Here is a 22098-nt window from a genome sequence, read left to right as displayed (position 1 = left end):
ATGATGCAGACTGAGTAATGGGGTTAAGAAAAGGGTAGTATAATCCAACGTGTTCTTTAATCCATAAAAAGGGAGCCCATTATGTGTTCATTTTATATGATGTAGAAAAATTCAGACCCAGCCTAAGATACGAGCTATCTAAGGCTGGGTCTTTTCGTATAAGAAATGGCCTTAGAATCTAGAAATAATAAATTCAAAGGATCTTAAATAATAATATAAGAAATCGTGTATCTTCCAGACAAAGGAGGTCGAGTAGAGTGCGTGATTATCGTTACTATAAAGAAGTCTGCACGGGGCTTCCGATGCCCTTTGCCTTCGTTGATCTGGATCTGTTGCAGCAGAATATTCAGAGCGTTCTTCATAGGGCGAATGGAAAAAAAGTCCGCATTGCGAGCAAATCGATCCGCTCTGTTGATGTGCTTCGGCGCATTCTACAGGCAAATGCGCAGTTTCAAGGGATCATGTGCTTCACGGTGCCCGAAGCACTCTATCTCGCGCAGCAAGGATTCACAGACTTGCTGCTAGGATACCCTGCGGCGGACGGACGACTACTTGAGTCCGTCGCCATGCATCAGCGTGAAGGGCGCAGCATCACGCTGATGGTCGACTGCGAGACGCATGTCGAGCAGGCGGAAGCGGCAGCCGCCAAATATGGTGTGAGGCTGCCGCTCTGTGTGGACATCGATATGTCGATCGATGTCCCGGGGCTGCATTTCGGCGTATGGCGCTCGCCTATACGCACTACAGCTGCGGCGCTCATTCTCATTGAGCGCATCGCGCAGTCGAAGCACGTCGTGCTCGACGGGCTCATGGGCTACGAAGCGCAGGTCGCAGGCTTAGGCGACCGTGTGCCTGGGCAGGCGCTGAAGAACGCGATCGTGCGGCTGCTCAAGCGCCGCTCAATCCGTGAAGCCGCTGCCCGGAGAGCTGAGCTGGTCGCGGCGATCGAGCGCATGGGCATTCCACGGCTGCGGTTCGTCAATGCAGGCGGCACGGGCAGCCTGCATACAAGCAGCAGTGAGCCGGCCGTCACCGAGGTTACAGCTGGCTCGGGGTTCTATTCGCCCGGTCTGTTCGACCACTACCGGGACTTCACCTTGCTGCCCGCCGCAGGGTATGCGATCGAGATCGTGCGTCAGCCGCGCGGCGATCTCTACACTTGCTTAGGTGGCGGATACACGGCTTCGGGCTCTGCAGGCAGCGACAAACTGCCGCGTCCATACCTGCCGCAAGGTACGGCACTTCTTACGATGGAAGGGGCGGGCGAAGTCCAGACGCCGATCCACTACAACGGGCTAGAGGAGCTGAAACTCGGCGATCCGATCTTTATGCGTCATAGCAAAGCTGGAGAGTTATGTGAGCGATTCGCACATCTCTACTACATTTCGAACGGCAGTATCGTTGGCAAGACAACGACATATCGGGGGGACGGACTATGCTTTCTGTAAATTTGAAGGAGCGCAATACGAAAGTATGGCACAATTGGTCAGGACTTGTACGCGGATTGCCAAGAAGCATTGCATATCCGGCCAGCATAGAAGAGGTGGTCGGGATTGTTAAGGAATGTGCCGCCGAAGGACGGAAGCTGCGTGTCGTCGGCTCCGGACATTCATTTACCCGACTCGTCCAGACCGATGATGTACTGGTCTCCCTGGATCAATTGCAGGGTGTGATTGCTGTTGATTCGGAGAAGGGGATTGCCGAGGTGTGGGGTGGAACCAAGTTGGACCGTCTCGGGAAAGAATTGCATGCCTATGGGGTCGCGCAAGAGAATCTGGGCGATATTAATGCGCAATCCATTGCAGGAGCGATCAGTACAGGAACACATGGGACAGGGGAGCGGCTCGGGAGCCTCGCAACGCAAGCGGTAGGTTTGACGGTAGTGACAGCAGCAGGGGAAATCCTCGAATGTTCAGCCCAGCAGGATGAAGAACTTTTTCGGGCGATGCAGGTGTCACTAGGGATGTTCGGGATTATCGTTAAGGTAAAGCTTCGTGTTGTACCTTCGTACGCTCTCCGCTATACAAGCAGCAAAATGCCATTCTCTCAATGCCTTGAACAGCTTGATCTATTCAAAAAGGAAAACCGTCATTTCGAATTTTTTTGGTTCCCTTATACGGATATCGCTCAAGTAAAACTGACCAATAAGACGGATGAGATCCCCGGAACGCCAAGCCGCTGGAGTTACTGGAAAGTCATGCTGCTGGAGAATGCGCTATTCTGGTTATTGTCGGAGTGCTGTCGTTTCATTCCGCGCCTTTGCAAGCCAATAAGCCGATTATCAGCAACAAGCGTACCGGATGTGCAGGAAGTGGGGCATAGTCACCTTATTTTCGCGACGCCGCGGCTGGTTCGATTTAATGAAATGGAGTACAGCGTCCCCGCAGACCGCATGCGAACTGTGCTTGAGGAAATACGCGATGCAGTAGATCGGCACCAATTTGCTGTTCATTTTCCAATCGAATGCCGTTATGTTCAGGGAGACGATATATGGCTCAGTCCGGCGAATGGACGTGATTCTGGCTATATCGCTGTACATATGTACCGTGGGATGGAGTATGCCGACTATTTTGCCAAAGTAGAGGAGATCTGCAGACGGAATGGCGGGAGACCGCACTGGGGCAAAATGCACACGATGCGTGCAGAGCAGCTGCGTTCGATATATCCGAAGTGGGATGCATTTCTTCGCCTTCGTCAAGAGCTTGATCCTTCGAGCGTATTCTTGAACCCTTACTTGACAGAAATGCTGCAACAGAGCGAGCAGGCTCAATAGCTGACAGTAATGTAACGAGTCCTTGATGATTCACACAAACAAAGCCCCGAACCCGGTAAGGATTCGAGGCTTGGAACATGATTCATGAGCAAATCACACCCGCAACGACTAAGCGCATCGCGTCCGACCACGTTGTGGCGTTCAAAAGGTCTCTTTAATTTAGGCTTTTAAAGGACATTCTCTTAGCTTCATCAAAATTTGTTTTCTGGCACTATCTATAAATTTACGACTAATTGGTATTTCAACAGTTTGCTTATCATTTAAATTGGAGACAACACAATTATTTCTAATTTGTTTTACATATCTAACATTAACAATAAACGAGGTGTGGATTTGCACAAAATTATGATTAACTTTGGATAAAAGGGCTCTTGTTTGAAGAAGCGTTTCATATGTATCAGAGGGAGTGTGAATAAGTACGCTCCTTTTATTTTTTTCAAAGTAAATAATTTCACTAAAAGAAAGACTGTAAAAAACTTTATTAAATGTAAACATAAATTTTGAATCATCTAAATCTAAATATTTTATAGCGCGATTCAAGGCAGGATATAGTTTGTCTTTCGTTGCTGGTTTTAAAATGTAATCAAAAGTGTTAACCTTAAAAGCCTTTTCCATATATTCTTTGAAACGTGTAATAAAGATAATTGGACAAGTATAATTATTCTTTCTAATGATCTCGGCAATCTCTATTCCTGATACATTAGGAAACTCAATATCTAAAATAAACAAATCATATCTATTTCTTTTAAGTAATTCAATTAAACGAAACGGATTATAAAATATATCAATTTCAAATAAAGAGGAGTCATATTCTAACATTAAATCTTCGATATCTTTTGCAAAAACAGGGACATCATCGCAAATAGCAACTTTTATTGCCATCGTTTCACTCCTTTGATAATGGTAAGTGTAGCTATGATGCACCATCATGTCATAAATAACAATTTGAGCGAACAGCGTCAACGTTACTATAAAAAATGTAAAAAAGAGACTGGGAAGTATGTACAGGCAAGTCGAAATTCACTCACTGATATTGCTAAGGAGCTTAACATTCCTATTGGTACTTTTTAAAAATGGTAGGGCAATGCCGGCAATTTAAAGATGAGGCTTTTGTTGGTAGCGGTAACTTACGACCTCAGAATCAAACACAAAAGGAATTGAAAAAAGGATAAAAGATCCTTTTCTCTATAACCAATTATTATACTAGAATTGAAATGATGTCAATTATTACATTTAAATTGCAGTTTATTACACAAAAGAAAAATTGAGTTGAAAATAGATTACTATCTAAAACAAATAGGATATTAATTTCTATTTGGAATGTAATGTGGGTGATGTGAGCATATAGGTAAAGGGGGTGGAATTCAATGACAAACGTTGTTTACTCTAAACCAACAATTGAGAAAGTTGCTAGTTTTAAAGAGTCTACTAAAGGGATTTGGTTTGGTAGATACAGAGATGTTCTTGGTGGTCGTGCTTTAACTAGAATATAATCGACAATTAATTAAGAGAGAAAAGTGGTCATTGGACAATTTTGAGATGTCCAGTGGCCACTTTTTGTGAAAAATTGATTGTTTTAGAGGCTCGTATGATAAATTTTGTTCAAAATATTAGGGATTGCGAGAGGGGAGACTGTTATTAGCATTCAGTTAAAAGAAAAGTTAACAAAATTAAGTTCTGATAAAGTACCATTCCAAGTACTTATAAAAACAGCTTCGGCAAGCATTTTGCTTATTTCTCAACATAAGTATGTTAAGCATTCTATAGGTGACCTAGAGATATATTGCATACCATGTGAATATCCAAAAGTTTCAGACCAGATACAGGGAACTATGAATTTTGAGATTACAAAATTAGCGGGAACTTTTCAAAAGATTGTTTCTAAAGGGATCTTTGTTCTAGTTGATAATCACGAAGTTATTGTAGGAGGAGCATTATTTGATGTTTCTCTATCATGGAAAATGTTAAATGATATTTTAATTATTAGTGATTCGGCTAGTGATATTGCGCGATATTGTGATTTACATATATCCAAATCAGCAGTTGCATTGAACTTGATAAGTAGTCTACCCTATTATCCTTTTCAAAATATGCCTTTATGGGAAGGTGTGAATAAAATCCACCCATTTTGCGTTTTGAGATATGGGAAAAAGAAACTATTTGAAGAATTCAAAGTTTGGATGCCGCCAGAACTAAGTAATGATGTAGAATTGACGCTGCAAAATATAAGAGAGCGGTTTTTTGAATTACTAAGGAATCATACTAGCAGCTATGCTAATATATCTGCTGACCTCTCTGGAGGTGTTGATTCAGCCGCAATTGCATATACTTTAAAAGCTCAAAGTGCAGACATTAAGCTATATCATGCAAAAACAGATAGTAAATGGAATAGTGATTCTAAGTACGCCGCTATGTTTGCAAATGATATGAATGAACCGCTACATTCATTGCCATCAATCGGTGTGTCTGGTCGGAGATATGAAACAGACATGCCATACTCAGGATTAACTCTTCCGGATTTCCCAGTATTTTGGGCAGATACAGAGGGCTATATTGAAAAAATAGTTAATTTAAATGAGAACTATGGAGATTCAGTTCATTTCATAGGTGTGGGTGGTGATGAATTGTTTACACCTATGCCAGCATATGCGTGGTCCATTGTAAGGCAGAACAGAATGCGTGGTTTATCGTCTGGCTTCCAATATTGTTTACTTACGAGAACATCATTCCTAAAAAATGTATCCAATCTTATGAACAATACATCATTTAAAGAAGCACTGAAAACGGAAATAGATATTGGATTTGGCTACGCTAAATCCCGAAGGAAAGAGTCTGATGTGGATTGGTCTGGGAAAATTGCGATTCCTGCATGGCTTGCAAAAGAATATCATGCTCCGTGTTATCAGATTGCTATGAAAACTGTAAATGAAATTTCTGGAGGTCTTGATTCTGACCGTTCTAAACATCAAGCACTAGAGTCATTGCTGTTTCAAAGGCGGGTACTAAGCCAACTTAATGCTATTTATGGAAATAGATTCACTTGGCTAGCTCCGTTTTTAGATCCAAAAATTATTGAGTCTGCATTATCTATACCAATGCGGTATCACATAAAATCTGGGATGACTAAACCCATGTTGTATCAAGCTACAAAAGGAATTGTTCCCCGTGAAGTATTTACTCGAGGCTTTAAAGGAGATTATTCAACATTTTTATACCAAGGATATAAGGAATCTGTAAAAAAAAATATTCATGCAGTTAGAGATTTCAAAGTTGTTGAGCTAGGAATTGTTGACCCTGACATACTAGTCTCTGAATTGTCTATGCCAACTGCTTTACACAATCGAATAGAAGCCTTTGAAAGACTATCTGCTGTTGAGCGATGGCTTCATAATGCAATGAGTTGTCCGTCATAATGTGGAAATATTATTTCAGAATGGGGAAATTTTATGAAAAAGATAAAAAGAGAACTTAAAATAATTGAACAAGATACTGGGGCAATGATATTTGACAAAAGTAGAGGAATTTATTTTCAAGTAAATCACGTTGGAAAACTTTTAATTCAAGGATTAGATGAAGGAAAAACTAGGAATGAATTAGTGGCTGAATTAGAAAAGACTTTTGGTTTAGAGAGTGCTATTGCAGAAAATGATGTTAATGAATTTCTTTCAATGCTTAGAGAGGTGGGACTAGCATAATGGATATACCGCTTTTTCCAGAACAGCCAGGACAAGTATCAAATGGGGCAAGATGGCATGCTAGGCTAGCTATACTTCTATCAGCACCTCTGAATTGGCTCCCTCCAAGTATGATAGAAAAGATATTATCTCGTCTAACGAGAAGTTATCCATCGGCTTCTAAGGAACAAGTTCAGGTTATTCGTGATGCAGTATGTACCGTAAGTAAGAGATGTCGAAGTCAAGAGGGTTGTCTGAGACGTTCACTTGCGGTTGTAGTAGCAACGTGGTTAAAACGAAGATCTGTTAGTTGGTGTACTGGATACGCCCTAGAGCCATTTAGGGCACATGCATGGGTTGAATTAAACGGTATTCCAGTTGGAGAGCCGGAAGAAATAAGTTTATATTCCAAAGTTATAAGTGTACCTAATTTTGGTGAGGAAATTGCAGAAAAATATGGAGAATAATAATCCCAAACCTAAAGAACTTGAACAAGATGAGCGATATGAACCGATTCCAAGAGCTAGTTTACGACAATTGTTTGCTTTAACTACAGGACATAAATTAGAATTCTTCTTGGTATTAATGCTTGGTATTTCAAGTGCAATTTTAACACTTATTCAACCAAACTTAGTGGCAGATTTAGTAAAGCAATCAAGCTCAGGATTTACAGTCAATAGTACTTTAATACTTCTTATTTTGGTTTTATCCGTTTCTATGATTTTAACTACTATACAATATTATTTGTTACAGAAAATAGGCGAAGGTGTTGTTTTTGAAGCACGAAGCAATCTGATTAGCCATTTGTTAAGACTCCCAATTTTTGAGTATGACAAAAGAAGTGTAGGGGATTTGCTTAGTAGAGTGAGCGGTGATTCTTCGAGACTAAGAATGGCTCTTATTCAAGGGACAGTTGCATTAACTAGTGGATCTTTTATTGTAGTTGGTGCAGCAATAGGTCTAGCTTTAAAAGATATCCTTTTATTCTTAACAGCTTTAGTAACCGTTTGTCTGGCATTTATCGGAATCGTTTTTATGAGTAATATTATACAAAAGGCAAGTTTTCGTGTTCAACAAGAACTCGGAAAACTTAGTGGACTTGTTGAACGTGATTTACATGCGATTAGAACCATTCGTTCTACAAATTCTACTTCAATAGAGGAAGATAAAGCTAAGCTACAGGCAGAGCATTTACGAAAGTTAGGAATACGTTTAGCAAAAATACAGTCATTTATGATGCCAATTTCAAATATGAGTTTACAAGTATGTGGTCTGATTGTCCTTGGTTTTGGCGGGTATCGTGTTTCTATGGGATATATGACGATTGCAGATTTAATTGCTTTTGCTTTACTACTATTTATTATGATTGGACCAGTGGGGCAAATTTTTGGTGCTTTTTCTGGAATAGGAGAATCACTTGGAGCTTTTGCAAGAATTAAAGAATTATTAGATCTTGCTTTAGAAACTGATAATGATACAAATCCTGCAATAATATTTTCACTCAATTCTTCTGCACAAAAAGGGATGGTACTTTTTGAAAAAGTTAGTTTTGGATATAACAAATTAGAGTTTAGAGCTGATATTGCTCAAAAAGAAGAGGAAATGATACTTAAAGAAGTTACTTTACGTGCAGAATATGGGAAGCGCACAGCTATTGTCGGGCCTTCTGGTGCAGGGAAAAGTACTATTTTACAATTAATAGAAAGATTTTATGATCCTATCAGCGGGCATATTTATGTAGACGGAAAGGATTATCGAAACTATTCTCGTGAAGAGCTTCGGAAACGTATCACTTATGTTGAACAAAATGCACCTGTTGTAGCCGGGACTTTACGAGATAATCTACTTTTAGGAAATTCTAATGTATCTGATCAAGAATGTTACGATGTTTTAAAAGAGGTAAACCTTAGCTATTTGATAGAACGTTCTTCTGAAAAACTAGACATGAAAATTGGAGAATCTGGTACTACTTTATCTGGTGGAGAACGCCAGCGGTTAGCTATGGCTCGATCTCTTTTATCAAAGGCAAAGATTGTTCTTCTTGATGAATTGACATCCAATTTAGATAGTTTAAATGAAATTGGGTTGAAAAAAGCTATTGACAAGATGAGAGAGTCTAAAACGGTCATTGTTGTAGCACATCGTCTCTCGACAATAGTTGATTCAGATATAATCTATGTTCTTGAACATGGAAGAATTGTTGGTTCAGGTAATCATAACGAGTTACTGGATAAAGTACCATTATATAGAGAATTAGCTAAAGAACAATTTCTTGACAAGGCCATTTAAATAAAAGATAAGAGCTATCTAAGGCTGGTCGTTTTGTGAGCACAACAACGTTATAGGAAATCCCCCAAAATAAGTCCGTCGAACCCAGTCGCGTCCGTCTGAACAACGCTTAAATTCTTTGATGAAATGAACTTTCGATGACTGACTCTTGGAGCTGGAACCAAGCGGTAATCAAGCACCGTCGTATACCAAAAACTATGCTTTAGACGTGCTGCTCGCTTGAACAGCGCATAGGGTGAAGCTGCTCATCACATAATACTACTTGAGGAAACAGTGATTTTCTCAAACCGCTCAGATAATTGCCAGTTTTCATGCCATGAGGAGGTGTAATGTGATGAGCAAGAAGAATGATGCAAAGCATAATTCCAAGCAAGTAAAAAAGAAATTAGGTGTTCCAAATCTTGATACGGAATTTGGGGCAGAAACAGGCGCTGGTGCAGATGCAAAAGCCTCTAAGGGAATGTCTCAAAAGGCGAAGCAATAGACTGTTGGAATTATGCTTGCCTTGAAAAATTCCTGGCACACTATATATTTTCATGTAACAGTACTGACTAAGTCGTTTGGGCCCCCGCTTTAATGAAAATCGGACTTCGTGATTAACGAGACAGCGTCCTTGCGTTCATAATGAATGCAAGGGCGCTGTTGTTTTTGTGAAGAAAGGATATGTTGAAAAAGGTTCATTAAAAGTAAGGAGATCTAGCAGTTTTATGGTATACTATGGAACAAATGTTCTATAGCGAAAGTCAGCGGGTGAAGCGATGAAGGATCAAGTGAAAATTGCGGTGAGGCCTTTGGTTGAGTACGTGTACCGCAGCGGGGATTTGGATAGCGGTTTCAGGACGGGAACGGCCCTGACGGAGGGAACCAAAGCGCATCAGCAGGTGCAGCGAACTTACGGTGAGGCGGATCAGAAAGAAGTATATTTATCGGCAGAGATTCCTTGCGGAGATCTGTTGTTTGTCATAGAGGGGCGTTGCGACGGGTTGTTGGCAGAAGAAGATGGATCTGTAATCATTGATGAGATTAAGTCGACTTCTGGCGAGATCCCACAGACAGTGGAGGATACCTATCCGGTTCATTGGGCTCAAGCTAAATGCTATGCCTATATGTACGTCAGAGAGCATGGAGCTGCTCGAATGAAAATCCAATTGACCTACGTACAAGTCGCAACAGGCGAACAAAGACGGTTTCAGCAGGAGGCAGTTTTTGCGGAATTGGAGTTATTTGTACGGGACGTGGTGGAGAATTACGCTCCTTATGCGCGGATGCTTCGCGATCACCGGATTACGCGAGACAGAAGCATCAGCGGGCTGGAATTCCCTTTCACTTCTTATCGGGCTGGACAGCGTAAATTGGCAGGAGCGGTCTATAAAGTGATCGAAGAGGGAGTAAAATGTTTTGCCAAAGCTCCTACAGGGATCGGAAAGACGATCTCGACTACGTTTCCCGCCATTAAGGCAATGGGGACGGGACATCTTGAGCAGATGTTCTATTTGACCGCCAAGACGACTACCCGTACAGCAGCGGAGGAGACGTTCGCACTGATGCAGTCGCAAGGATTGCAGATGCATACCGTAACCATTACCGCCAAGGAGAAAATTTGTTTTCAGGATCAGGTGAGCTGCCGCAAGGAAGATTGTCCATTCGCGGATGGCTACTATGATCGAATTAATGGGGCGGTACTTGATATATTGACTAATGAGTTGCTTATCAGCCGGCAAATCATTGAGCAATATGCACGCAAGCACCGAGTTTGTCCGTTTGAATTTTCGCTTGATCTCGCTTATGCGGCGGATGCGGTTATTTGCGACTATAATTATATTTTCGACCCTAGAATTTCTTTGAAAAGAATGTTCGCCGAGCGGAAGAGCCGGACGGCGCTTCTGATTGATGAGGCGCATAATCTGGTGGATCGGGCACGAGAGATGTATTCGGCCACATTGAATAAAGGGGATTTTCTCAGCTTGCAGCGGGAATATAAAGAGCTTAACGCTGAGGTGCACAAGGCGGCCAAGGCAGTGAACGCCTTCTTTATACAACTGCGCAAAGAATCGGACGCAAACGCACAAATTACGCAGGAAGTTCCTGTACAACTGGTTGAGCGGGCCGCGGCATTTATCCTCGCAGCAGAAGAGGAGCTTGGCTCCCGTCAGGATACAGAGCAGTCGCAGTTGTTGCTGCAGGCTTATTTTGCGACCCAGAATTTTGTGAGGATCAGCAAACTATATGACGAAAGATATGTAACCTATGCCGAGATTTCTTCGAGAGAGGTATCCATGAAACTGTTCTGTCTCGATCCTTCTCATCTGCTGCGGGAAATGGGCAAGGGCTTCCGCTCGCATATTTTCTTCTCGGCTACCCTTACGCCAATGTCCTATTTTCGGGACATGCTGGGGACAAGTCCAGAGGAGGATTATACATTATCGCTGCCGTCTCCTTTCTACCGCGAGCAGCTCGCGGTTCAGATCGAGCCGTTGTCGACGCGTTATCACGATCGCGAGGGAACCAAGCTTGAGCTGGCGAGAGTACTGGGGCAGATGATTATCGATAGTCCCGGAAACTATTTATTCTTTTTTCCTTCCTATGCTTATATGAATCTCGTCTATGAAGCTTTTGCTGCTGCTTATGCAGAAGATGCAAATTTGCGGCTGTTGCTCCAGCGTGGAGATATGGCTGAAGAGGAGCGGGAGAGTTTCCTGTCAGCCTTCGATGCTGGAAATGAAGGGACATTGATCGGTTTTGCGGTAATGGGCGGAGTTTTCTCCGAGGGGATCGATCTAGTGGGAGATCGCTTGACCGGTGTTGCCATCGTTGGTGTAGGACTGCCGCAGATCTGCCTGGAGCGTGATATCATCCGCGACTACTTCAACTCGCAGGGCAAGAACGGTTTTGACTATGCCTACGTATATCCGGGTATGAACAAGGTACTACAGGCCGGCGGGCGGCTGATCCGTACAGAGACGGATCAGGGACAATTACTGCTGATCGATGACCGTTATCTGCACCCGCATTATGCGGCATTGATGCCGGATGAGTGGAAGTGAGCGTTAACGGGGGAACTTTCACATATATATGGATTTGACCAAAAAGGTTTTTGCCCGCAAGTGTGGTCATGAAAAAAGCGCCCCATCCGTGATGGAAAGAACGCTTTAGGAATTTTGTAATGTTATAAATAATAGTTGGTCATCGCCTGATCGCTGGCCAGAACGGCCTCACTGTCAAGCTTCTTCTTCAGGTAAGCCTTGTCCGATGAAATGAAGATGCTCATGATCAAATCGACGACGAACAGGAACGTGATGTGGTTGGACATCAGCGCGCTGTTATTGACCGATATCTTATCCGGCACGATGATGTTCAAGTCCGCATTCTCCGTAATGGGTGACGAATCGTAACAGGTGATCGCAATCGTCTTGACCTGGTGCACCTGTGCGATCGCAGCCGTCTCCACGATTTCCTTCGTCGAGCCGGAGCGGGAGAATGCCACAACAGCGTCCTCTTTGTCGCATTGTGCGGCGGCGATTTTCATAGCGCGGCTGTCATTGATCGCTTCGGCCATGATGCCGATGATGGACAAGCGATTCTTCAAGGCGATAGCGGCCAGATAAGAATCGAACATGCCGATAATATAGATGCGCCGTGCTCCCTTCAGAATGTCTACCACTTGGCGGAGCTGTTCCTCGGTGACAAGCGCTGATGTATTGACAATCAGTTCATTATAATCGAGTGCAAGCGCATCGATCGGATTGATTTCTCGTCTCTCTTTTTTCTTAGCCTGCATATCTCGATAGAAGGCGTCTTGGGCGAAGGCGATTTTGAAATCGTTGAAGCCCTTGAATCCGACCTTTTTACAGAAGCGGTTGATACTTGTCTCCGATACGCCGATTTCATTGGCAATGGCCGTAATCGTGTTGCGCGTAATAAAATCCGGATTGTGTATGACGAAATTGGCGATCTGATTCTCACCATATGTTAATTTTTGCGATTGGGATACGATTTTGGCGATGACGGCCGGAACTTGTGAAGACATGATACCTCCTCCTGATCTAACGCTGGAAATGACTACTCCGGCGTGTCGGCAATAGCTTTTCCCATTATATCATACTGAGTGAGGTATTGAGAGTTTGCTCTATCCATAATTTGCAAGTTTCGATCTGTTCCATAAAATCTCCCTTCGCAAGCTGTTGCTCCCCGATCAAATAGGCATAGTCCAGTAAATTGGGGAGGAAGGGAAGTCCCAGCAGCTCTTTGCAGAAGGCATGCGCAGCAATCTCACAGCACTGCACTACGCTTGATTTCCTCGTATATGGCCCTAACTTAAAAACTTCAATCCGCTCAAGCTTTTCATTCGTAAAAATCTGCTCCCGATACTCCAGCCAGTGATAGAACTCATGAGCCAGATGAATATCGACTAGAAGGTCGAGATTCGCTGCGCTGCCACATAACCTTTCGCCTAGGATCTCTTGGCATACCGTCCGCATTCCCTTGAGTGAGGAGGCGTACAGAATAATTTCCGGCGTTGTCTTGGAGAAATCGATCTGTGCGCGGAAGGAGACGTTATGAAATTTGCCAGAAGCCTCTGTGATCTCATAACGAAGTCCGGCGTCCCTGCACATGCCGCGAATGCAGAGGCCTTTGTATGTCGTAGCCGCCAAGCGTCCGGCTTGAAGCGACTCATGAACGTAATACGGAATTTTCTCTAGCGGTATTTTATGAAACAATGGATCCTGGCACAGCTCCATGCAACCTAAGATTTCATCGGTCAGACCGGACAGTGAGTTCGGCAAAAGGGGTTGAACCGGCATTCGGACGCCTCCTTAACGCTCTGCAGTTTCATTAGAAATACAAGACGGGTTCCTATTACTGATAAGCCACAACCAGCAATTCATCCTCTGTTGCGAGCATCTCGGTTTCAATTTCAAGGATGGACAGCAGCTGCTCTTTGGTCTGCATGCCGGTTAAGTCCAGCATCTTCTCCTTATAAAAGACGAACACCTTCGGTATCGTGGCATTGGCATCGGAATAAATGGTGTTATCGTCCAAGAATGAGCTTAGTGCTTCCGGCGCGGATTTCCTCAGCTTTGTATAGTGCACATTGCTCTTCTTGAAGCGGACGACGCCTTCGCGGTCGAGTACGCTGACAGAGTCGGATTTCTTTTTGAACAAGCCAAAAAAAGATTTCTTCACGTTCTCGCTGACGAATAGGCTCCATCGCCCGGTCTGTGCTACGAGTGTCGTCGACTCTAGCGGCTGGTCGATGGAGCTGGCAGCAACGGCCCTCATATCTTCCACTGACATTGCCTCCTGTGTCAGATCCTTGGAGCGCAGCTCGGTGGAGCCAGTCGCAATGGCACGGAGAATATTCTTCAGGCTGTCGATCTCGATGCTGACTTCGACCGTCTCCTCAGAAGCACCGGACTGTACGATACGCTCGATGATGTCGGCGCGAATGCGCTTGATATCCTCTTCGGTCGGATTGACGACCGTCCGTTCTAGTTGTTCTTTGACCATGGCCAGCGCTACACCGATCGTGGAGACATAAGGTGCGTTGTTGGCGATTTGCGACTTGAATCCCTCTCGCTCTGCCATTGCCGGGACGAGCACCGCACCGCTGCCGCCGCCGCCAACCAACGTGACGAAGCTGCGGTCGAGCTCATAGTCCTCGATCATCTCGTTGACGGTCTTCATCGTCTTATCGATGGCAATATTCATAACCTGTCTAGCGGCTTCCTCTACGCTTAGTCCAACATGATCGGCCAGCGCCTTCCATGATTTCAGCGCTGCTTCCTTGTTTCCTCTGGCATAATCGCCCTCGGGAATATAATTCAGAATGTTGGCCGCTCCGGCTAGTGTATACGAGAATTCTTTGCCTCCGGCGCATTCGCAGATGACGTATTCGGCAGGGTCGCCCTCGCGGGGGCTAATGAAATTCGCCTTCGGATTGACGATGTTCTCTGTCGGGGTGAAGGCTTCGTACTCTTTACCGGCGATATGCGCGCTGCGCGGCCCGACATCTGTAATTCTTCCACCTGCCACCTTGATCATGCTGCCGCCCGCGATGCCGAGCGTACGCACATCTAAGGATTGCAGGTAGGTGCGATGGCCGCCGACCTCGGCATTCTTGATCATTACCTTGCCGTTCTTGATCACGGAGATGTCGACACTGGTTCCACCGACCTCGAAGAAGATTCCATCGGAAATCTTCTCGTACATCAACGCCCCGGCAACACCTGCGGCAAGACCGGATAGCATCGTCAGAATCGGGCGCTTGCGCACCTCGTCAATGCTCATGACACCGCCATCGCAGCGCATAATCATGAGTTGGGACTGGATGTTGGCATCCTTGACGGACTTCTCGGTCATATTGGCGGTCTCCATCATTTTCGGAATGAGGGAGGCATTAATGACGGCCGTTCGTGTCCGTGTCTTCAAACCGTAGAGCTGGCTGATCTCATGTCCGCCCGTTGCGTAGAGACCCTTGCGGTTGGCAAGATCAACGACACGCAGCTCATTGGTTGGATCATCTACGCTATACGCTTCGGAGGCGACGATCACCTCGGCGCCCTGGGCCGCCAACTCGTCGATGGCATTGTTGATCTGCTCATCTGTCATATTCTTAGAATCCAGATACGTATGAAATGTGTGCAGGAATTTGCCCGGAGCCAGCTCGATATCGCCCGGATTGGATTCGGAGCGGGCGCTGAGCCCGTCGATGCCCGAGCCCATACCGATGATGCCGATACGCGCTACGTCTCCTTCGAGCAGGGCATTGGTAGCCTGTGTTGTTCCGTGGGCGATGAAGGTAACGTCTTCGGGCTGAATTCCTCTGCTGTCCAGAATTCGCTTCAGTATTTGTACAATCCCTTTGGCCACACCGTCCGGGTCATGGTGGGTGGTTGGGATTTTCATTTTCTCAATGACTTCAAATGTTTCATTGTCAATCAGTGCCGCATCGGTAAACGTACCGCCGACGTCAATGCCGACCCTTACTTTCGTTCTCCCCATCATGTTCTCCTCCAGTTGGCGGGTCAAGGGCCTTTTGCTTGAGGCTTGTGGAGGTTCTTCGCAGGGCCCTTGTACCCGGTTTTATTTATAAAGGTAATTCAAAAAGTCCACTTTTGATCACGAAGTTAATCATGTAGCTATTCGACATCGAATCTTGAATTCACCCGGGCTTAAAACACCATAAATGATCCAATGATGACGGCGATCAAGACGGATACCATTGTCCATGGCAGTGTCTTCTTCAGAATTTCGTTGATGTCGCTCTTCGTGAAGTCAGCTACCCATACGTTATGCGAGTTCGTAGGGTCGGAGACGGATTGCACGTTGCTGACAGCGCGCAGAGCAAGCATTGCAGCTACTGGAGTCATACCCGCGGATACGAACAGGGCGGCGATGCCGCTGCCAAGGCCCCATACGTTCAGCGGCCCGCGGTAGATGGCCAGCGGCGACAGAATCGTGAAGAACAGGATAAACATTAATGGTGTATTCGGCAGCACGGACTCGATCAGCGGTGAGATGACCGCCGATACTTGCGGCGACATAACGGAACTGAGCAGAATGCCGATACCGATCATGAGTCCCATTGCGCCAGCAATGTCTTGAATTCCTTCCACTAGTGCACTGGAGAGAATATGGACTGGACGCTTCGGCCAGGTGAGCAGGATCGTGACGATCGCACCGGCAATAACGGCCGGAACGATATCGATCTTGAAGATAAAGACGAGCAATACCGGTACGAGCGGGCTAATTAGGGCAATCGCAGGCACCTTTTTGTCACCGCCGCCAGGTGTTGCAGCTGGCATTGTCCAAGCTTTGCGGCCTTTGCCATCTTTCCGGATATAGAACACGATCATGGCCAGGGCAATGAGGATCAATGGGGAAGCCACAACCAATGTGTAGTTGGCGATTTGGTCAACGGAAAGACCAAGTACATCGACATATACAGCCCAGTTGGACACGTTGAACAGGGATCCGACGCCAACGGCAAGTAGAACAACGATGGAAGCAACGAATTGGGAAATGCCTGCCGTCAGCATAATCGGAATGACGATCGTGCCGACGAGGATGACCATGCCCAGTCCTCCTGCAGCGGAAAAAATAATGGATGCGGTAATGAAAAATAGAATAGCTATAAGTACAGGTTTATCTCCGGCCAACTCGGCCGCCTTGCGAATAATGGATTTGGTGATGCCGACTTTGTTCAGAATTTGGCCGAACCAGGCACCGAAGATGAGTCCAGCAATGGCGCCAGATAGTTTCATCGAGCCTCCGGCCAGAATCGTCTTGGCGATTGATGCAGTCTCTGGATCACTTGATAACAGCGGTACGCCAGCGATAAGGGCGAACAGAATCGCCATGCAGGGCAGCGCCAGTATGGTTGGCAGCTTGCGCGTCATCATCAGCCCTACAAACACCAGAAATACGAGCAGAATACCGATTGCTTGGAACCACATTGTAGTTGTCATCTGAATTTCCCCTCTCCAAATGGGTGAAATAAGTTGAACTAAATTTCCAGATAAGCCCCTTGCTCTTTGAGAATCGTCTGCACTTTCTTGATGTCGATGTCTTGTACGTTCTTGCACTCTAGCGCCGCGAGTGCAGCGGCAATCCCGCCACCATGACCGATGGCTCCGGTCGTCGGAGTAGTTCTCATCGCCGCTTGCGCTTCAAAAGTTGCCGAGATGCAGCGGCCGATGACGATCAGGTTATGTACGGAGGCGGTAATCATGCAGGAATAAGGAATGCTATATACGCCGCCCCATTCCAGTTTTTGATGCTTGGTGCCCTCGCCGTCCGGGCTATGGATGTCGATCGGATAACCAGAATGGGCGATCGTATCGTCGAACAGGCGCTGTTGCAAAATATCCTCGGCGGTCAGCGTATAGATGCCTTTGATTTGACGCGAGCCGCGAACACCGATGCTTGGTCCGGTGGACTCGACAACCGCATGCTCGAATCCCGGTATGTATTTGCGGACGAACAACTCCAATTCACGGCACTGCTTGCGACCTTCTATTTCAGCCTGACTGAGACTGTGCGCGTCGGTTGCGTCATAGCCGATAATCCGTGTTGTGTTGAGGATGACTTCGCCCGGGTTATTAGTCTCAAAGAATAAAATATTTTCACGCGGAATGGAGATTTCACCCCGCTCCTTGGCTATTCTGAACAGGCTGTCAAAGCCGCCAACAGACAGACGTGGGGACTTCTCAATAATGGAGGTATCCCCGTTATACAGTGGGAAGTCTTCCGGATGACTGTGAATATATTCCTTGACCCTTGAGATATCGACGTTGTACATTTTCATTTTCAGGGTCATCGGCTGCGTTGCTCCGTCGGATTCGCGTCCTTTGGAGTATTCGACCCCGGCAAGGGCAGAGAGGTCGCCATCACCTGTTGCGTCGATGAAGACAGAGGCATGGATGTCGCTGAGCCCGGATTTATTGCAGACCTGTATGCCCGTGATGCGGCCATTTTCCATATAAACGCCTGCCAGCATCGTATGGTACAAAATATCGCCGGATGCTTCCGTGACCATCAGCTCCAGCTCATGCTTCATCGCTTCGGCGTCAAACGGGGTAACAGAATAGGTAAATCCGACCGTGTCGAAAATATGTCCCGGGGATTTGCCCAACCGCTTCAGCCGCTCGATCAGTTCCCCGGTGAAGCCCTGAATGACCTGCTTCTCGCCGGCATGGAAAGTCATCATCGGGCCGACGCCGTTAGCGGTCAGTGTGCCGCCAAGAAAACCATGAGACTCGACAATAAGCGTCTTTGCCCCGGTCTTGGATGAGGCGATGGCCGCCATAGCACCGGCGATGCCGCCGCCCATTACAACTACATCATATTGCTTCATGTACGCTTCGCTCCTTTACTCGTAGGATGAATTCCTCTGATGCCTTTAGGCTAACAAATAAAAAATACTTTGTAAACGCTTTTAGAAAATAATTTTCTAAATATCCGAATATACAGAAAATAATTTACGGAGTTGTGAAGGTTGATGTTAGAAGGTGGGGGTGTGGAATTATCGTATAAAAGAAGACTTCCCAATTCGGAAGTCTTGGTATGGTACCGACAATGGAATTGATAGATCTAATTCATGGTTACAAAAAACGTTAATTTGTTGTAAAATTGAACCAATTTAATAAGGCTTAGTTATCTTACTAAGTAAGGAAGGAGAGAGGAAATTCTCTCTTTCTTTTTTTAATACAAATTGTTGGAAGGGACTGATTATATGTTCTTTGTTAATTCCAGAGCGATAATTGAAAGAGACTTTAATAATGAAAGACAAATTGTAATTCAGACAAGAAACAAAGCCAACGAACCATTGAAGATTGAATTACCGGGAGGACGAATTGAACCATATGAATCATTAATACAAGCATTGAGAAGAGAAGTAAGGGAAGAGACCGGACTGGAAGTAACAGAAATTGAAGGAGAAGACACAAGAATTGATACGGCCGGAATAGATCCAGAATTTGAAGTTGAATGTATAAAACCCTTTGGAGCATATCAAACAATAAGAGGACCAATTGATTCAGTAGGGTATTATTTTAAATGTAAAGCCGAAGGAGAGATAGTAAAGAGCGGGGATGAAACGACAGATATTAAATGGATTACCATAAAGGAGCTATCAGATCTAATCAATAGCAACCCATTACAATTTTCAAATGTTGATCGAGCCGGGATCATTTATTATTTAAAGCAACTTGAAAGATCTTGAATGGGTATCTCAAAGAAGGCACATGACATCAGCTAAAATCAGATGGCATCGTGGGAAAATTTTTTTGTAGGGGACAAGAAAAGGAGTAGAAGTCAATGATTCGATCCTTCATCTTTGATATGGATGGCACACTTTTTCAAACCGATAAGATTTTAGAAAGTTCACTCGAAGATACCTTTAATCATCTGAAGTCACTAAATAAATGGGAAAAAGAAACTCCTATTGATAAATATCGTGAAATTATGGGTGCTCCACTACCAGAAGTATGGGAAACTTTATTACCCAATCATTCGCAAGAAGTTAGAGAAGAAACTGATGCATATTTTTTAGAGAGATTAATTGAGAATATAAGAAGTGGAAAAGGGGATTTATATCCTAATGTAATGGAAATATTCCGTTTTTTAACAGAGAATAATTGTTCCATTTACATAGCAAGTAATGGTTTAATAGCGTATTTAGCTGCGATTGTAGATTTTTATCATTTGGATAACTGGGTTACTGAAACATGTAGTATCCAGCAGATAGAATCATTGAATAAATCAGATTTGGTGACGACGATTATAGATAAGTATGGCATTACTCATGGTGCAGTAGTAGGGGATCGAATATCGGATATAAATGCAGCTAAGGATAATGGTTTGGTTGCAATCGGATGTAATTTTGATTTTGCACAAGAAGATGAACTTGCTCAGGCTGATATCGTTATAGAGGACTTAAATGAACTAAAATCAATTGTATTCCAGTTACAGAGTAACGGAAATTGATAAGATAGTGTAGGGTCCAATTGTATGCCAATCAGTGAGGTTAAGTATGTTAAAAGATATTTAAAAGATATACTTAGAATCACCATAGAAAATATGAAGAAGTAATTTTACAATCAATCATTAGTCATAAAGATAAGATGATTACTGGTACAATATTTTACACATTAAGTGAATATGAAAAGGAAGACACATCCCTTCGTCTAACAACATATTCACTCAGCCGGGCTTCCGCCCCTTGGTTGCTAGATGTATAATCGTGGAAGAAACCTTAAACAACAAACGCCCAAGCCAAGATAAGAGCTATCTAAGGCTTGGGCGTTTCGTAAATACAAGAACGTTATAAGAATTAGGGAAATAATAATCACATAAACTTGGTGGTGGTCAATATGGAAGATAACAAAGTTAGATTTGTTACTTATACTCAGAATCAGAATGATATTGTCATGAGTGGTGTAGCAGCAATTAATAAATACCTCAGTGAATCTAGTGATGATGAGAAGAGAAGTCTTCTTTTTTGTTTAGATCGATATCTAGATCCTTACTATGGTTATAATCTCTCTTTCGTTGATGAAATTATTCACTTGTTGCAAGAACGAATGTTCTTGGATAGTGATAAAGAAATAATAGAGGATATTCTTCAATTACTTACTGATTACTCAAAAGAACAATTAGACTTTTTAGCAGAAAAAATAGATGGAGTTGACTTAGAGTACCAGGCTGATGCGTTATATGCTCTAGCTATGACATACAATATCAAGTATGTTCCAGTATTTAATAAATATGAGGATCACGAAAATTCAAATGTGAGAGGAGTTGCCCAAGAAGCATTAAGAGAATTATCTAATATCTGATTTGTTCTCAAGGTTGTTAGCTATTTCAGCCAACACTGCTCTCGCACATCAGGAGACATGCCTCCCTCGCTCTGCAAGATGTGGGAACAGGAAGCAGAGACATATTGCACACACCGACACCCCATTGAAAAAAGATATCTAAAGGAAATCGGCGACATGAATGCAAAAACGTTAAGTGAAAGGACGTAGTGAATATTATTAAGATCGATGAACAAACAAAGAAAAATATCCTAATCTCATTGGGATTACATTTATTTTTCCCATTTGGATTTTGGGTTTTGTTCCTTTACTTACATGATCAATTTTTATCAAATACTTTATGGGTTGATATGATTGGATGGATAAGTTATTTGGTTGTGGGATTTTTCATTAAAGTATCAGAGCGCAATATACAAAACATTATCTCTGTCTCATTTATATCAATCGTCTTTATACGATAATCCATAGTATCAAAGGGGTAAAAATGAAAAAGACAAATCAAAAAATGCATGAGGCACTAAGTAGAATACAAGTTAATCGTTTTCAGGAACATACAGAACTGATTGAGCTTATTTGGCCTACTTTTATTGAAGTAGATGGTTGTGTCATAATTCAAAAAGATAGTGAGTCTGAAAGAAAATTAAATTTGGATTTCATACTTAGTCAATTCGGAGATAGAACAGGTTTTGAAGCTGCAGAGAGTCATGTTCATATGAGGGATGTATCTAAATTTTTTGAAGAAAATCCAATAGAGGGTTTAAGATTCGCAAAGAAAGTTGTCAGTATGTGGGCGGCGAAGTTGAAATTAGATTTTCCTAATTATCGTTTTCTAATCATCCTGACTTTTCATGGAGATGATAGTATAGTCCGCTTTCATAAGTTAAGGAATAATGAGCCCTTATGGGTTAACATTGAGAAACTAGAGAATTATAAAAATGAAGGAATACTAGTTGAGATAGTGTCATCCAGGAACATTTGTTGAATTATTTAGGAGCAAGTAATACCTTTGTTAACCATACCTCTAAAGATCAAGTGATTTGATGTT

General features: G+C 43.8%; 19 protein-coding genes. 13 read left to right on the top strand and 6 right to left on the bottom strand.

Translation table 11 applies throughout. The annotated features are described in order from the left end of the window. Positions 1-257 precede the first annotated feature (257 nt). A complete protein-coding gene (locus BP95_RS0110250) occupies positions 258-1448 on the top strand; it encodes an amino acid deaminase/aldolase (protein ID WP_028532085.1) in 1191 nt (396 codons plus the stop codon). Then, on the top strand, positions 1436-2773 hold the full coding sequence (locus BP95_RS0110245; protein ID WP_028532084.1) for a D-arabinono-1,4-lactone oxidase: 1338 nt from the start codon (positions 1436-1438) through the stop codon (positions 2771-2773). The genes BP95_RS0110250 and BP95_RS0110245 overlap by 13 nt, the downstream gene beginning before the upstream one ends. 159 nt (positions 2774-2932) lie before the next feature. On the opposite strand, the gene BP95_RS0110240 is transcribed toward BP95_RS0110245, so the two are convergent. Then, positions 2933-3655 (bottom strand): LytR/AlgR family response regulator transcription factor, encoded by a 723-nt coding sequence (locus tag BP95_RS0110240; protein WP_028532083.1) that lies wholly within the window; start codon positions 3653-3655, stop codon positions 2933-2935. Between the two features lie 485 nt (positions 3656-4140). On the opposite strand from BP95_RS0110240, the gene BP95_RS33025 reads away from it, so the two are divergent. The 7 genes from BP95_RS33025 to BP95_RS0110210 all read left to right on the top strand — a co-directional run bounded on the left by BP95_RS33025 (position 4141) and on the right by BP95_RS0110210 (position 11780). After that, positions 4141-4266 (top strand): lasso RiPP family leader peptide-containing protein, encoded by a 126-nt coding sequence (locus BP95_RS33025; RefSeq protein ID WP_021255800.1) that lies wholly within the window; start codon positions 4141-4143, stop codon positions 4264-4266. A gap of 105 nt (positions 4267-4371) precedes the next feature. Then, on the top strand, positions 4372-6186 hold the full coding sequence (locus BP95_RS0110230) for an asparagine synthase-related protein (protein ID WP_197035284.1): 1815 nt from the start codon (positions 4372-4374) through the stop codon (positions 6184-6186). Between the two features lie 33 nt (positions 6187-6219). Continuing rightward, positions 6220-6468, top strand: coding sequence for a PqqD family protein (locus tag BP95_RS0110225; RefSeq protein ID WP_021255802.1), 249 nt, complete (start codon positions 6220-6222; stop codon positions 6466-6468). Beyond that, on the top strand, positions 6468-6914 hold the full coding sequence (locus BP95_RS33530) for a lasso peptide biosynthesis B2 protein (protein ID WP_021255803.1): 447 nt from the start codon (positions 6468-6470) through the stop codon (positions 6912-6914). The genes BP95_RS0110225 and BP95_RS33530 overlap by 1 nt, the downstream gene beginning before the upstream one ends. Continuing rightward, positions 6904-8736, top strand: coding sequence for an ABC transporter ATP-binding protein (locus BP95_RS30070; protein WP_197035283.1), 1833 nt, complete (start codon positions 6904-6906; stop codon positions 8734-8736). Before BP95_RS33530 ends, BP95_RS30070 begins: the two co-directional genes overlap by 11 nt. A 334-nt stretch (positions 8737-9070) precedes the next feature. Continuing rightward, positions 9071-9220 carry a hypothetical protein gene (locus tag BP95_RS33020; protein ID WP_155987222.1) on the top strand — a complete coding sequence of 50 codons (150 nt, stop codon included), beginning with the start codon at positions 9071-9073 and terminating at the stop codon, positions 9218-9220. A 274-nt stretch (positions 9221-9494) separates the two neighbouring features. Further along, the gene (locus BP95_RS0110210) at positions 9495-11780 is read left to right on the top strand and encodes an ATP-dependent DNA helicase (protein WP_028532081.1); all 2286 of its coding nucleotides are present in this window, start codon (positions 9495-9497) and stop codon (positions 11778-11780) included. A 122-nt stretch (positions 11781-11902) separates the two neighbouring features. Here BP95_RS0110210 and BP95_RS0110205 read toward each other — a convergent pair whose 3' ends face one another. The 5 genes from BP95_RS0110205 to BP95_RS0110185 all read right to left on the bottom strand — a co-directional run bounded on the left by BP95_RS0110205 (position 11903) and on the right by BP95_RS0110185 (position 18592). Beyond that, positions 11903-12763 (bottom strand): MurR/RpiR family transcriptional regulator, encoded by an 861-nt coding sequence (locus tag BP95_RS0110205; protein ID WP_028532080.1) that lies wholly within the window; start codon positions 12761-12763, stop codon positions 11903-11905. 64 nt (positions 12764-12827) lie between these two features. Beyond that, on the bottom strand, positions 12828-13538 hold the full coding sequence (locus tag BP95_RS30065) for a hypothetical protein (RefSeq protein ID WP_051614048.1): 711 nt from the start codon (positions 13536-13538) through the stop codon (positions 12828-12830). A 55-nt stretch (positions 13539-13593) separates the two neighbouring features. Continuing rightward, a complete protein-coding gene (locus tag BP95_RS0110195) occupies positions 13594-15741 on the bottom strand; it encodes a hydantoinase/oxoprolinase family protein (protein ID WP_231515082.1) in 2148 nt (715 codons plus the stop codon). A gap of 167 nt (positions 15742-15908) precedes the next feature. Continuing rightward, positions 15909-17204 (bottom strand): citrate transporter, encoded by a 1296-nt coding sequence (locus BP95_RS0110190; protein ID WP_028532078.1) that lies wholly within the window; start codon positions 17202-17204, stop codon positions 15909-15911. A 38-nt stretch (positions 17205-17242) separates the two neighbouring features. Then, positions 17243-18592: an FAD-dependent oxidoreductase gene (locus BP95_RS0110185; RefSeq protein WP_028532077.1), complete on the bottom strand. Its 1350-nt coding sequence runs from the start codon at positions 18590-18592 to the stop codon at positions 17243-17245. 378 nt (positions 18593-18970) lie between these two features. Here BP95_RS0110185 and BP95_RS0110180 point away from each other — a divergent pair, with 378 nt between their 5' ends. From BP95_RS0110180 to BP95_RS0110165, 4 genes are all read left to right on the top strand, one after another. Next, positions 18971-19459 (top strand): NUDIX hydrolase, encoded by a 489-nt coding sequence (locus tag BP95_RS0110180; protein WP_028532076.1) that lies wholly within the window; start codon positions 18971-18973, stop codon positions 19457-19459. A gap of 95 nt (positions 19460-19554) precedes the next feature. Next, positions 19555-20223, top strand: a complete 669-nt coding sequence (locus BP95_RS0110175) for an HAD family hydrolase (protein ID WP_028532075.1) — start codon at positions 19555-19557, stop codon at positions 20221-20223. 386 nt (positions 20224-20609) lie between these two features. Next, positions 20610-21074, top strand: coding sequence for a hypothetical protein (locus tag BP95_RS31855; protein WP_051614047.1), 465 nt, complete (start codon positions 20610-20612; stop codon positions 21072-21074). Positions 21075-21537: 463 nt separating this feature from the next. Further along, positions 21538-22035, top strand: a complete 498-nt coding sequence (locus tag BP95_RS0110165; RefSeq protein WP_028532074.1) for a hypothetical protein — start codon at positions 21538-21540, stop codon at positions 22033-22035. Positions 22036-22098: the final 63 nt, after the last annotated feature.

The organism is Paenibacillus sp. UNC217MF (assembly GCF_000686865.1).
GTDB lineage: Bacteria > Bacillota > Bacilli > Paenibacillales > Paenibacillaceae > Paenibacillus_B > Paenibacillus_B suaedae.
This window is presented reverse-complemented; position numbering and strand designations above follow the sequence as displayed.

Coding starts and splice junctions, on each gene's coding strand:
- BP95_RS0110245 (WP_028532084.1), top strand. CDS start 1,436: ATGCTTTCTGTAAATTTGAAGGAGCGCAATACGAAAGTATGGCACAAT.
- BP95_RS0110240 (WP_028532083.1), bottom strand. CDS start 3,655: ATGGCAATAAAAGTTGCTATTTGCGATGATGTCCCTGTTTTTGCAAAA.
- BP95_RS33025 (WP_021255800.1), top strand. CDS start 4,141: ATGACAAACGTTGTTTACTCTAAACCAACAATTGAGAAAGTTGCTAGT.
- BP95_RS0110225 (WP_021255802.1), top strand. CDS start 6,220: ATGAAAAAGATAAAAAGAGAACTTAAAATAATTGAACAAGATACTGGG.
- BP95_RS33530 (WP_021255803.1), top strand. CDS start 6,468: ATGGATATACCGCTTTTTCCAGAACAGCCAGGACAAGTATCAAATGGG.
- BP95_RS30070 (WP_197035283.1), top strand. CDS start 6,904: ATGGAGAATAATAATCCCAAACCTAAAGAACTTGAACAAGATGAGCGA.
- BP95_RS33020 (WP_155987222.1), top strand. CDS start 9,071: ATGAGCAAGAAGAATGATGCAAAGCATAATTCCAAGCAAGTAAAAAAG.
- BP95_RS0110210 (WP_028532081.1), top strand. CDS start 9,495: ATGAAGGATCAAGTGAAAATTGCGGTGAGGCCTTTGGTTGAGTACGTG.
- BP95_RS0110205 (WP_028532080.1), bottom strand. CDS start 12,763: ATGTCTTCACAAGTTCCGGCCGTCATCGCCAAAATCGTATCCCAATCG.
- BP95_RS30065 (WP_051614048.1), bottom strand. CDS start 13,538: ATGCCGGTTCAACCCCTTTTGCCGAACTCACTGTCCGGTCTGACCGAT.
- BP95_RS0110195 (WP_231515082.1), bottom strand. CDS start 15,741: ATGATGGGGAGAACGAAAGTAAGGGTCGGCATTGACGTCGGCGGTACG.
- BP95_RS0110190 (WP_028532078.1), bottom strand. CDS start 17,204: ATGACAACTACAATGTGGTTCCAAGCAATCGGTATTCTGCTCGTATTT.
- BP95_RS0110185 (WP_028532077.1), bottom strand. CDS start 18,592: ATGAAGCAATATGATGTAGTTGTAATGGGCGGCGGCATCGCCGGTGCT.
- BP95_RS0110180 (WP_028532076.1), top strand. CDS start 18,971: ATGTTCTTTGTTAATTCCAGAGCGATAATTGAAAGAGACTTTAATAAT.
- BP95_RS0110175 (WP_028532075.1), top strand. CDS start 19,555: ATGATTCGATCCTTCATCTTTGATATGGATGGCACACTTTTTCAAACC.
- BP95_RS31855 (WP_051614047.1), top strand. CDS start 20,610: ATGGAAGATAACAAAGTTAGATTTGTTACTTATACTCAGAATCAGAAT.
- BP95_RS0110165 (WP_028532074.1), top strand. CDS start 21,538: ATGAAAAAGACAAATCAAAAAATGCATGAGGCACTAAGTAGAATACAA.